This window comes from Helicobacter pylori (assembly GCF_016755635.1).
GTDB lineage: Bacteria > Campylobacterota > Campylobacteria > Campylobacterales > Helicobacteraceae > Helicobacter > Helicobacter pylori_CQ.
The window spans coordinates 1,144,204-1,156,127 of sequence record NZ_CP051500.1 but is presented as its reverse complement, the minus strand read 5'-3'; the positions used below and the strand labels follow the sequence as shown (position 1 = coordinate 1,156,127).

Genomic DNA, 11,924 nt, shown 5'->3' with positions numbered 1-11,924 from the left:
GAGCGATGAAAGCGATGGAAGGTAGAATCATTCAGGTTTTAGGCCCGGTGGTAGATGTGGAGTTTGAATCCTATCTACCGGCGATTTTTGAAGCGTTAGACATTAATTTTGAAGTCAATGGCACTCAAAAAGCTTTAGTTTTAGAGGTGGCGGCCCATTTGGGCGGTAATCGGGTGCGAGCGATTGCTATGGATATGACAGAAGGCTTGGTGCGTAACCAGATCGTCAAAGCTCGTGGCAAAATGATTGAAGTGCCTGTGGGTGAAGAAGTGTTGGGGCGTATTTTTAATGTTGTGGGCGAGAGCATTGACAATTTAGAGCCGCTTAAGCCGTCTTTAACTTGGCCCATTCACAGAAAAGCCCCTAGTTTTGAGCAACAAAGCACTAAAACAGAAATGTTTGAAACCGGTATTAAAGTCATTGACTTGCTCGCGCCTTATTCTAAGGGCGGTAAAGTAGGCTTGTTTGGCGGGGCTGGCGTAGGGAAAACGGTGATCATTATGGAGCTTATCCATAATGTGGCTTATAAGCATAACGGGTATTCGGTGTTTGCAGGTGTGGGGGAGCGCACCAGAGAAGGGAACGATCTGTATTTTGAGATGAAAGAAGGGGGCGTTTTAGACAAAGTCGCGCTGTGCTATGGGCAAATGAATGAGCCACCAGGCGCAAGGAATCGCATCGCATTCACCGGCTTGACAATGGCGGAGTATTTTCGTGATGAAAAGGGCTTAGATGTGTTGATGTTCATTGATAACATCTTTAGATACGCTCAAAGCGGTGCGGAAATGAGTGCGTTATTAGGCCGTATCCCTTCAGCCGTGGGGTATCAGCCCACGCTAGCCGGGGAAATGGGGAAACTTCAAGAGCGTATCGCTTCCACTAAAAATGGCTCTATCACTTCCGTTCAAGCGGTGTATGTGCCGGCCGATGACTTAACTGACCCAGCTCCTGCTTCGGTGTTTGCACATTTGGATGCGACCACGGTGTTGAATAGAAAGATCGCTGAAAAAGGGATTTATCCTGCAGTTGATCCTTTGGATTCCACTTCAAGGATTTTAAGCCCTCAAATGATCGGCGAGAAGCACTATGAAGTCGCTACCGGTATCCAGCAGGTTTTGCAAAAATACAAGGATTTGCAAGACATTATTGCGATTTTGGGATTAGACGAATTGAGCGAAGAGGATAAAAAAACGGTTGAAAGGGCCAGAAAAATTGAGAAGTTTTTATCCCAGCCGTTTTTTGTGGCTGAAGTGTTTACGGGAAGTCCCGGTAAATACGTGACTCTTCAAGAGACTTTAGAGGGCTTTGGAGGGATTTTAGAGGGTAAATACGATCATATTCCTGAGAACGCGTTTTACATGGTGGGCAGCATTCAAGAGGTTTTAGAAAAAGCTAAAAACATGAAAAATTCCTAAGGGTTTTGTGATGGCTTTGTTGAAAATTAGTGTGGTAGTTCCTGAGGGGGAGGTTTATACAGGAGAGGTTAAAAGCGTTGTGTTGCCAGGAGTTGAAGGGGAATTTGGGGTGCTTTATGGGCATAGCAACATGATTACTTTGCTTCAAGCGGGAGTGATTGAGATTGAAACCGAAAACCAAAAAGAGCACATTGCGATCAATTGGGGCTATGCAGAAGTTACTAATGAATGGGTGGATATTTTAGCCGATGGGGCGGTCTTTATTAAAAAAGAATCAGATGACAGAGATGATGCTATCTCTAGGGCTAAAAAGCTTTTAGAGGACGCAAGCTCTGACAGGTTAGCGGTCTCTAGCGTGCTGGCTAAAATTGAGTCTCTTTAAGGGGATAATCATGTTAGATTCAATCGTTTATTTTTTCAATAAGAGCGGGTTTGTTACCATGCTTGTTTTAGTTTGGATTTCGCTCTATTTGGTGATGACTTTATGGGTCTTTTTGTATAAGAGCATTGTGCTAAAGATTGAACTCAAGCGCGAGATGCAATCTTTGTCTAACATTCTTAATGGGGCGCAAGACGCTCCAGAGCATTTTATGTTTAATAAAAAAAGAAATGATGAGACCAAAAGGTATTCTAATGAATTGTTGCAGGCTTGGAAACATCAAGTTCTTAAGCAAAGCACGACCGGTTTAGTGGTATTGAGCATTATCTCTTCTACAGCCCCCTTTATTGGTTTGTTTGGAACGGTGGTTGAAATTTTAGAAGCGTTTAACAATTTGGGCGCGTTAGGTCAGGCTTCTTTTGGGGTGATTGCACCCATTATTTCTAAGGCTCTTATCGCCACCGCTGCAGGTATTTTAGCGGCCATTCCAGCCTATTCTTTTTACTTGATTTTAAAGCGCAAGGTGTATGATTTATCGGTTTATGTGCAGATGCAAGTGGATATTTTGTCTTCTAAAAAATAAAGCTTTTAAGGGGATTTTATAAATATCTTAAATAGGGAGTTAGAAGGTTTTTATGAATTATGATAACTATTGGGATGAAGACAAGCCAGAACTCAATATCACGCCTTTAGTGGATGTGATGCTTGTTTTGTTGGCTATTCTTATGGTAACGACGCCCACTCTCACTTATAAAGAAGAGATTGCTTTGCCTTCTGGCTCAAAAACTGCTAGAGCCACTCAAGATAAAATGATAGAGATTCGCATGGATAAAGACGCAAAAATCTATATAGATAGTCAAACCTATGAATACAACTCCTTCCCGGATACTTTTAATTTGCTTTCCAAGAAATACGATAAAGATACTAGGGTTAGTATCCGTGCGGACAAACGATTGACTTATGACAAAGTGATTTATTTGTTAAAAACGATTAAAGAAGCGGGTTTTTTAAAAGTTTCTTTAATCACAAGTCCTTAAAAAGTAGGGCTAATTTGCATGAGTAAGAACGCGATCTTTGTTGTTTCTGGCTTTTTAGCGTTCTTGCTCTATGCTTTGTTATTGTATGGTTTGTTATTAGAAAGGCACAATGAAGAAGCGGAGAAAATTCTTTTGGATTTGGGCAAAAAAAACGAACAAATCATTGATTTGAATTTAGAAGATTTGCCAAGCGATGAAAAAAAAGATGAAAAAGTAGAAGAAAAAAAAGATGAAAAAAAAGATGAAAAAGTAGAAGAAAAAAAAGATGAAAAAGTAGTTGAAAAAAATGCAACTGATAAGGAGGGCGATTTTATTGATCCTAAAGAACAAGAAGAAAGCCTTGAAAATATTTTTTCTTCACTCAATGATTTTCAAGAAAAAACAGACACAAACGCTCAAAAAGATGAGCAAAAAAATGAACAAGAAGAAGAGCAAAGGCGTTTAAAAGAGCAGCAACGCTTGAGAAAAAACCAAAAAAATCAAGAGATGTTGAAAGGTTTGCAACAGAATTTGGATCAATTCGCGCAAAAACTAGAAAGCGTTAAAAATAAGACTTTAGATTTGCAAATCCCTAAACAAGATGGGGTTGATGAAAAAGCCTATCAAGAGTGGTATGCTCAAATCTATCAGATTTTATATAAAGGTTGGAAAGGGGTTTTTTATCACAAGGCTTCAGTGAGCGCTCTGATTATGATCACTAAAGATGGGGAGTTTGATTATACCATTCTTAGCTACTCTGATTTTAAGGATTATAACAAGAGTGTGATGACCCTTTTAAATGATTTAAAGAAAGTGGATTTTCCCCCATATCCTGGAGGAAACATGATTTCTATTCAAGTTAATTTCACCACTAAGGAAGAACAATGAGGTATTTATGGCTTTTTTTAATATATACTATAGGGCTTTTTGCAACGGATAAAACACTAGATATTATTAAAACCATTCAAAAACTTCCTAAGATTGAAGTGCGCTACTCTATAGATAACGATGCCAATTACGCTTTAAAATTGCATGAAGTCTTAGCGAATGATTTAAAGACTAGCCAGCATTTTGATGTTTCTCAAAACAAGGAGCAAGGCGCTATCAATTACGCAGAGCTCAAGGATAAAAAAGTCCATCTTGTAGCGCTTGTGAGTGTGGCGGTAGAAAACGGCAATAAAATTTCACGATTAAAACTTTATGATGTGGATACAGAAACGCTCAAAAAGACTTTTGACTACCCTATTTTAAGTTCAGATTTATACCCTTTTGCAGCGCACAACATGGCCATTGTGGTGAATGATTATTTAAAAGCCCCTTCTATCGCTTGGATGAAGCGCCTCATTGTTTTTTCTAAATACATTGGACCAGGAATCACAAACATCGCCTTAGCCGATTATACGATGCGTTATCAAAAAGAAATCATCAAAAACAACAGGCTCAATATTTTCCCTAAATGGGCGAACGCTGAGCAAACGGAGTTTTATTACACGCAGTATGGCGAAAGAACGCCCATGATTTTAAAATACAACATTCAAAAAGCCACTCATGAGAATATCGCTAGCTCTCAAGGAATGGCTGTGGTTTCTAGCGTGAGTTCTGATGGCTCTAAAATTTTAATGTCTTTAGCCCCTGATGGCCAACCGGATGTGTATTTGTATGACACGCATAAAAAAACGAAAACCAAAATAACGCGCTATCCTGGGATAGATGTTTCAGGCGTGTTTTTAGAAGATGACAAGTCTATGGCTTTTGTTTCAGATAGATCCGGTTATCCTAACATCTACATGAAGAAATTGGGCTTAAAAGAGAGCGCGGAGCAACTCCTTTATGAAGGAAGAAGCAATGAATCCATTGACGCTTATAAAGATAGTATTGTGTATGTGAGCCGGGAAAATCTTAATGAATTTGGCAAAACGGTGTTTAATTTGAATCTGATCACTCTAAACAGCAAATATATCCGCAGACTTACCGTGAATGGCTCTAACCAGATGCCTCGTTTTTCTACGGATGGGAGAAATATCATGTATATCAAAAAGACACCCCAAGAATACGCCATGGGGCTTATTTTGCTAGACTATAATCAGAGTTTTTTATTCCCTTTAAAGAATGTGAAAATACAAGCCTTTGATTGGTAAGGTTAAATTAAGCGAATGTGAGTTAATATTTACACTTATTAAAATTTGATTCTTGGAGAATTTATAATGAAGAGATCTTCTGTATTTAGTTTCTTGGTAGCTTTTTTATTGGTAGCTGGCTGTAGTCATAAAATGGATAATAAGACTGTGGCTGGCGATGTGAGTGCTAAAACGGTTCAGACTGCACCCGTTACTACAGAACCCGCTCCAGAGAAAGAAGAGCCTAAACAAGAGCCAGCTCCAGTGGTTGAAGAAAAACCGGCTGTTGAGAGTGGGACTATCATCGCTTCTATTTATTTTGATTTTGACAAGTATGAAATCAAGGAATCCGATCAAGAGACTTTAGATGAGATCGTGCAAAAAGCTAAAGAAAACCACATGCAAGTGCTTTTGGAAGGCAATACGGATGAATTTGGCTCTAGCGAATACAACCAAGCGCTTGGCGTTAAAAGGACTTTGAGCGTGAAAAACGCTTTAGTCATTAAGGGGGTAGAAAAAGATATGATCAAAACCATCAGTTTTGGTGAAACCAAACCCAAATGCGCCCAAAAAACTAGAGAATGTTACAAAGAAAACAGAAGAGTGGATGTTAAATTAGTGAAGTAATTCTAGGATGAAAAGGCTTTTTTTTATCCCTTTTATCGCTCCCTTTTTTCTCAATGGGGAACCTTCAGCGTTTGATTTGCAAAGCGGGGCTACTAAAAAAGAACTCAAGCAGTTGCAAATCAATAGTAAGAATTTTTCTAATATTTTGACCAAAATCCATTCGCAAGTAGAGGCTAACACTCAAGCTCAAGAGGGTTTGAGAAGCGTTTATGAGGGGCAGGCTAATAAGATTAAAGATCTCAATAACGCTATCCTTTCCCAAGAAGAATCCTTGCGAGCCTTAAAAGCTTCGCAAGAAGTGCAGGCTAACACATTAAAGCAACAATCGCAAACTTTAGAGGATTTGAGGAATGAGATTCACGCTAACCAGCAAGCTATCCAGCAGTTAGACAAGCAAAATAAAGAGATGAGTGAATTATTGACCAAGTTAAGCCAGGATTTGGTTTCACAAATTGCCTTAATCCAAAAAGCCCTAAAAGAACAAGAGGAAAAAGCTGAAAAGCCGCTCAAATCAAGTGTTCCGGCCAATAAAAACCCCTCTTTGAAAGCCGAAGCCCCAAAAAATCAAGAGAAAAAAACCCAAGAAAAGGCAAAAGTTGAGTTTGATAAAGATCTGTCCAAGCAAAAAGAGATCTTTCAAGAAGCTCTGTCTTTTTTTAAAAACAAATCCTATGCAGAAGCCAAAGAGCGTTTGTTGTGGTTAGAAGCCAATAGTTACAGACTTTATTATGTGCGTTATGTTCTTGGAGAAGTGGCTTATGGAGAAAAGAGATATAAAGAAGCGATCAAGTATTACAAAGAGAGTGCTCTTTTAAATAAAAAAGCGTCTTACATGCCTGTGCTTTTGTGGCATACGGCATGGTCGTTTAAAAAAATCAAAGACGATCAAAACTATTATAAATTTTTAAACACTTTGCAGCACTTGTATCCTTCAAGCGAACAAGCTAAAATGGCGCAAAAAATCTTAGAAAACAAGGAGGAACACCACCATGCAAAACCATGATTTAGAGTCAATCAAGCAAGCCGCTTTGATTGAATATGAAGTGAGGGAGCAAGGCTCTAGCGAAGTGCTAGACAGCAATATTTCTAAAGAGCCTTTAGAGTTTATTATAGGCGCTAATCAAATCATAGTAGGGTTAGAAAAGGCGGTATTAAAGGCTCAAATTGGCGAGTGGGAAGAGGTTGTCATCGCCCCAGAAGAAGCTTATGGGGTTTATGAAAGCAGCTATTTGCAAGAAGTCCCTAGAGATCAATTTGAAGGCATTGAATTAGAAAAAGGCATGAGCGTTTTTGGGCAAACTGAAGACAACCAAACCATTCAAGCCACTATCAAAGACTTTAGCAACACGCATGTGATGGTGGATTATAACCACCCGTTAGCCGGGAAAACTTTAGCGTTTCGTTTCAAGGTTTTAGGTTTTAGGGAAGTGAGCGAAGAAGAAATTTTAGCTTCACACCATGGCGGTGGGACAGGTTGCTGTGGCGGTCATGGGGGTCATGGCGGAAAGAAAGGTGGGGGTTGTGGTTGTTCATGTTCGCATGGGTAGTAAGGTATAGGAGTCTTTAAAAGGCAAGGTCATGAATAGTTCTAATCTCAAAAATTGGCTATTCCCTACCATTTGCTTTTTTTTGTTTTGTTATATTTTAATTTTTTTGATGTTTTTTATGTTTAAAAGTTTGCAATCGCAATCTTTTGGCTCTGTGGCAGAAACCGGAAAAAAACCCATCACCACCACCAAGAAATTTGGTAAGGAATTGCAAAAACAGATTTCAAAAATCCATTAACTTTTTTCTTTTTTGCCGATACTTGCTGTAATGGAATGAATATCAAATTAAAGGATTTTACAATGATTAATGCCGTTTATTCTCTTGCTCCGGTGCAGTCTTTGGGGAATTATAAGCGTGTGGAAAAGAATGAAAAAGTTGAAAACAATGAGGTTGCTCTTGATAGGGTAGCTGAGATCAAGAAAGCGATTGAAAATAACCAGTATAAAATCAACTTGCATGAGACTTCTCACAAAATGGCACAGGATTTATTGGGGATAAGCTAGGGGGTTTAAGGGCTTCATTTCTAGGGGGTTTATTCTTGCTGTGATTTTGTTTTCCATTAGATTTTAGTTTCTTTATGTTTTGAAATGAGTTTGTCGCTTTCTTAAATAGGGCGTGTTTTTTTGTATGCTAGGAATGATTGATTGGGAATTTTAACTTTTATGGATTTTTGTTCTGGTATTGGTGGAGGCCGTTTGGGCTTGGAGCAATGCCATTTAAAATGCGTAGGGCATGCCGAAATCAATCATGAAGCCCTTAGAACTTATGAATTATTTTTTAAAGATACCCATAATTTTGGGGATTTGATGCGAATCAACCCTAATGATTTACCCAATTTTGATGCGCTCATTAGCGGATTTCCTTGTCAAGCTTTTTCTATTAATGGCAAAAGGAAAGGGCTTGAAGATGAAAGAGGGACGATTATTTATGGGCTTATTCGCATTTTAAAAGTCAAACAGCCCAAATTTTTCTTGCTTGAAAATGTTAAAGGCTTGATCAATCATAATAAAAAGGCAACTTTTAATATTATTATAAAAGCCTTGCAAGAAGCAGGCTATACAACTTATTATCAAATTTTAAACAGTGCTGATTTCCAATTAGCCCAAAATAGAGAACGCATTTATATTGTAGGGTTTAGGAAGGATTTAAAACACCTGTTTAATTTCCCTTTAGGTTTAGCCAATGATTATCATTTTGAAGATTTTTTAGACGCAGATAATGAGTGTTATTTGGATATTAATAACGCTACTTTTCAGAAATATTTGCATAATAAATACAACCATAACCGGGTTTCTTTAGAGAATATCTTAACTTTAGAAAACGCTGTTTTAGACACAAGACAATCTGATTTAAGGTTGTATTTTAATGTTTTTCCTACTTTAAGGACAGGAAGACATGGCCTATTTTATATTCAAAAAGGTAAAATTAAGAAATTAAACGCTATTGAAAGCTTGCTTTTGCAAGGATTTCCTAGGGATTTGATCGCTAAGATTAAAGACAATCCTAACTTTAAAGAAAGCCATTTGCTATCCCAAGCAGGGAATGCGATGAGCGTGAATGTGATTGCTGCTATCACACAGCAAATGTTAAAGGCAGTTTCTAATGAATAGTCATACAAGTTCTTTTGGCTCACTCATTGCTAAAAATGGTTTTTTAAACGAAAAGAAAGTCGCACAAAAATTCAATGATTACTCTAATGATAGAGATGCACAAATTTGGTTAATGATTATGGGCTATGATTTAAATAAGATTGAATATGTTAAAGCGAATGTGCTTAGTGGGTATAAAGCCGATATAAATGTCATCATTCAAATTAAATTAAAACAAGCCTTAGATAGCGAGAATATACAAGTTAAATTAGTGAGTAATCAAAAAGGTTTTAATCAAATTGATAAAAGAAAGCTCAAATCTTATCAAGAAATGTGGAATATTCCCCCTAATATTTATCAATTATTCGCTTATTTTACAGGAGAGTTAAAGCCAACAAGACAAGATATAAAATATCCTAATAAAAGAATGCTTATTAATGAATTTTCTCATAAAGAACAACAAGAATTATTAGCATGGTTAAATGACAATAAAATGCTGATTGTTTCTGATATTTTAAAAGGTAGGGGTGAGTTTAGTGCTGAATGGGTGTTAGTCATACAAGCAATTAATTTTGATATAAAATGGGCTTTAAAAAATATTAATGTTGTCATGCAACATTATTTTGATGATGGAAGTGTAGAAATAAGCAAAAAAGGCTCACTCAAAATAGGAAGAATTACTATTCAAAGAAAGGGAGGTGATAATGGCAAAGAAAGTGCAAACATGTTGCAGTTTAAAATTGACCCTACAGAACTTTTGGACTAAGTATTTGCTGATAGTAAAACTCTAAAATGGCATAGTATTTGCTTGAATACGGCTGAAACAAGAGCTAAAGGATTTGTTATGGTCGTTTTACATTCCCATTTAGAAAACGCGCTCAACCAATTGAAAGCGTTGATTGACTTAACGGAGCACGATATAAGAGACATCAAGCTCGCTAAACACGCCGAAATTTTTGAAAGAAACCATCAAAAACAGCTAGCGATTCAAGCTTTTGAAAAAGAAAAAGCAAATATAGATGCGCAAATGTTGTCTTTAAAAAACCAATTCCCCAATAAAGAAATGAGTGAATTGTTAGACGAAAAAACGAGCGATTTTTTAAACCAGATGCGAGAGTCCTTGCTTGTTTTGAAAGAAAAAAATTTGATTTATTCGCGCATGGCGTTTGCGGTTTCTGAGTTTTATTCTTCGCTCATCCAACAAATCATTCCCCATGATACTTGCGACTATAAAGGCTCTAGGCATGTGGGGAGCCATTTTTTAAGAGTGCAGGCGTAAAATGGGCGGAATTTTATCTTCACTCAACACTTCTTACACGGGCCTACAAGCCCATCAGAGCATGGTGGATGTTACCGGGAATAACATTTCTAACGCTAGCGATGAATTTTATAGCCGTCAGCGCGTGATTGCAAAGCCCCAAGCGGCCTATATGTATGGCACTAAAAACGTGAATATGGGCGTGGATGTAGAAGCCATTGAAAGGGTGCATGATGAGTTTGTTTTTGCTCGTTACACGAAGGCTAATTACGAAAACACTTATTACGATACAGAGTTTTCGCATTTAAAAGAAGCGAGCGCGTATTTTCCGGACATTGATGAAGCGAGCCTTTTTACGGATTTGCAAGATTATTTTAACTCATGGAAAGAATTGTCTAAAAACGCCAAAGACTCCGCTCAAAAACAGGCTCTCGCTCAAAAAACAGAAGCTTTAACGCACAACATTAAAGACACCAGAGAAAGATTAACGACCTTACAGCACAAAGCGAGCGAAGAATTAAAAAGCGTGATCAAAGAAGTCAATAGCTTGGGTTCTCAAATCGCTGAGATCAACAAACGCATTAAAGAAGTGGAAAACAACAAGAGTTTAAAGCATGCCAATGAATTAAGGGATAAGCGAGATGAATTAGAATTCCATTTGCGAGAGCTTTTAGGGGGGAATGTTTTTAAAAGCAGCATTAAGACTCATTCGCTCACAGATAAAGACTCAGCGGATTTTGATGAGAGCTATAACCTTAACATTGGGCATGGATTCAATATCATTGATGGCTCTATTTTCCATCCTTTAGTGGTTAAAGAATCCGAAAATAAAGGGGGTTTGAACCAGGTTTATTTTCAAAGCGATGATTTTAAGGTGACTAATATCACTGACAAGCTCAATCAAGGAAAAGTGGGGGCGTTATTGAACGTGTATAATGACGGCTCTAATGGGACTTTGAAGGGCAAATTACAAGATTACATTGATTTGTTGGATTCTTTTGCTAGGGGCTTGATAGAATCCACTAATGCGATTTACGCTCAAAGCGCGAGTCATCATATTGAGGGCGAGCCGGTGGAGTTTAATAGCGATGAAGCCTTTAAAGACACTAACTACAATATCAAAAACGGCTCGTTTGATCTAATCGCTTACAACACCGATGGTAAAGAAATCGCCAGAAAAACCATTGCTATCACGCCCATTACAACCATGAACGATATTATCCAAGCCATTAACGCTAACACTGATGACAATCAAGACAATAACACCGAAAACGATTTTGATGATTATTTCATAGCGAGCTTTAACAATGAGACTAAAAAGTTTGTTATCCAGCCTAAAAACGCTTCGCAAGGGTTGTTTGTTTCTATGAAAGATAACGGCACGAATTTTATGGGAGCGTTAAAGCTCAACCCTTTTTTTCAAGGCGATGACGCTTCTAATATCAGCTTGAATAAAGAATACAAAAAAGAGCCTACCACTATCCGCCCATGGCTTGCCCCCATTAACGGGAATTTTGATGTGGCGAACATGATGCAGCAATTGCAATACGATAGCGTGGATTTTTATAACGACAAGTTTGACATTAAACCAATGAAAATCAGCGAGTTTTATCAATTTTTAACCGGTAAAATCAATACGGACGCTGAAAAATCAGGGCGTATTTTGGACACTAAAAAAAGCATGTTAGAAACCATTAAAAAAGAGCAACTCTCCATTTCGCAAGTGAGCGTGGATGAAGAAATGCTGAATTTAATCAAGTTTCAAAGCGGCTATGCGGCTAACGCTAAAGTCATTAGCACTATTGATCGGATGATAGACACTTTATTGGGGATTAAACAATAAGTTTCCTGCCAATAGCGTTTTTATCAAATAAGCCTTATTTAACTTATTTTTTAAACTCTGTTTATTTTAAAACTCATTTTTGAGCCTTTTTTATAACCAACACTCAAACGATAATGGCTAATAACATCATAT

The 11,924-nt window shown here is 37.7% G+C and carries 15 protein-coding genes; all 15 read left to right on the top strand.

Features of this window, described 5'->3' with window-relative positions:
* Positions 1-14 precede the first annotated feature (14 nt).
* The 15 genes from atpD to flgK all read left to right on the top strand — a co-directional run bounded on the left by atpD (position 15) and on the right by flgK (position 11,792).
* The gene (gene atpD / locus HG567_RS05370) at positions 15-1,415 is read left to right on the top strand and encodes a F0F1 ATP synthase subunit beta (protein WP_202140244.1); all 1,401 of its coding nucleotides are present in this window, start codon (positions 15-17) and stop codon (positions 1,413-1,415) included.
* 10 nt (positions 1,416-1,425) lie between these two features.
* On the top strand, positions 1,426-1,797 hold the full coding sequence (atpC, locus tag HG567_RS05365) for an ATP synthase F1 subunit epsilon (protein WP_126130876.1): 372 nt from the start codon (positions 1,426-1,428) through the stop codon (positions 1,795-1,797).
* Between the two features lie 10 nt (positions 1,798-1,807).
* Positions 1,808-2,377, top strand: a complete 570-nt coding sequence (locus HG567_RS05360; RefSeq protein WP_097719770.1) for a MotA/TolQ/ExbB proton channel family protein — start codon at positions 1,808-1,810, stop codon at positions 2,375-2,377.
* 52 nt (positions 2,378-2,429) lie between these two features.
* Positions 2,430-2,831, top strand: a complete 402-nt coding sequence (locus HG567_RS05355; protein WP_001105106.1) for an ExbD/TolR family protein — start codon at positions 2,430-2,432, stop codon at positions 2,829-2,831.
* 18 nt (positions 2,832-2,849) lie between these two features.
* Positions 2,850-3,698, top strand: a complete 849-nt coding sequence (locus HG567_RS05350; RefSeq protein WP_202139443.1) for an energy transducer TonB — start codon at positions 2,850-2,852, stop codon at positions 3,696-3,698.
* Positions 3,695-4,948 (top strand): Tol-Pal system protein TolB, encoded by a 1,254-nt coding sequence (gene tolB / locus HG567_RS05345; RefSeq protein WP_202163721.1) that lies wholly within the window; start codon positions 3,695-3,697, stop codon positions 4,946-4,948. The genes HG567_RS05350 and tolB overlap by 4 nt, the downstream gene beginning before the upstream one ends.
* A 66-nt stretch (positions 4,949-5,014) precedes the next feature.
* The gene (locus HG567_RS05340) at positions 5,015-5,554 is read left to right on the top strand and encodes an outer membrane protein Omp18 (protein WP_000831157.1); all 540 of its coding nucleotides are present in this window, start codon (positions 5,015-5,017) and stop codon (positions 5,552-5,554) included.
* 7 nt (positions 5,555-5,561) lie between these two features.
* Positions 5,562-6,557 (top strand): hypothetical protein, encoded by a 996-nt coding sequence (locus tag HG567_RS05335; RefSeq protein ID WP_202163720.1) that lies wholly within the window; start codon positions 5,562-5,564, stop codon positions 6,555-6,557.
* Positions 6,544-7,101, top strand: coding sequence for an FKBP-type peptidyl-prolyl cis-trans isomerase (locus HG567_RS05330; RefSeq protein ID WP_120828670.1), 558 nt, complete (start codon positions 6,544-6,546; stop codon positions 7,099-7,101). Before HG567_RS05335 ends, HG567_RS05330 begins: the two co-directional genes overlap by 14 nt.
* Positions 7,102-7,132: 31 nt before the next feature.
* Positions 7,133-7,339, top strand: a complete 207-nt coding sequence (locus HG567_RS05325; RefSeq protein WP_001088955.1) for a hypothetical protein — start codon at positions 7,133-7,135, stop codon at positions 7,337-7,339.
* Between the two features lie 62 nt (positions 7,340-7,401).
* Entirely contained in the window at positions 7,402-7,605 is a 204-nt protein-coding gene (locus HG567_RS05320; RefSeq protein WP_197295658.1) for a flagellar biosynthesis anti-sigma factor FlgM, read from the top strand.
* Positions 7,606-7,746: 141 nt separating this feature from the next.
* A complete protein-coding gene (locus HG567_RS05315; protein WP_187865922.1) occupies positions 7,747-8,712 on the top strand; it encodes a DNA cytosine methyltransferase in 966 nt (321 codons plus the stop codon).
* Positions 8,705-9,457, top strand: coding sequence for a PDDEXK family nuclease (locus tag HG567_RS05310; RefSeq protein ID WP_202163719.1), 753 nt, complete (start codon positions 8,705-8,707; stop codon positions 9,455-9,457). Before HG567_RS05315 ends, HG567_RS05310 begins: the two co-directional genes overlap by 8 nt.
* Before the next feature lie 78 nt (positions 9,458-9,535).
* Entirely contained in the window at positions 9,536-9,970 is a 435-nt protein-coding gene (locus tag HG567_RS05305; protein WP_033586947.1) for a hypothetical protein, read from the top strand.
* A gap of 1 nt (position 9,971) precedes the next feature.
* Positions 9,972-11,792, top strand: coding sequence for a flagellar hook-associated protein FlgK (gene flgK / locus HG567_RS05300; protein WP_202139441.1), 1,821 nt, complete (start codon positions 9,972-9,974; stop codon positions 11,790-11,792).
* The last annotated feature ends 132 nt before the right edge of the window (positions 11,793-11,924 follow it).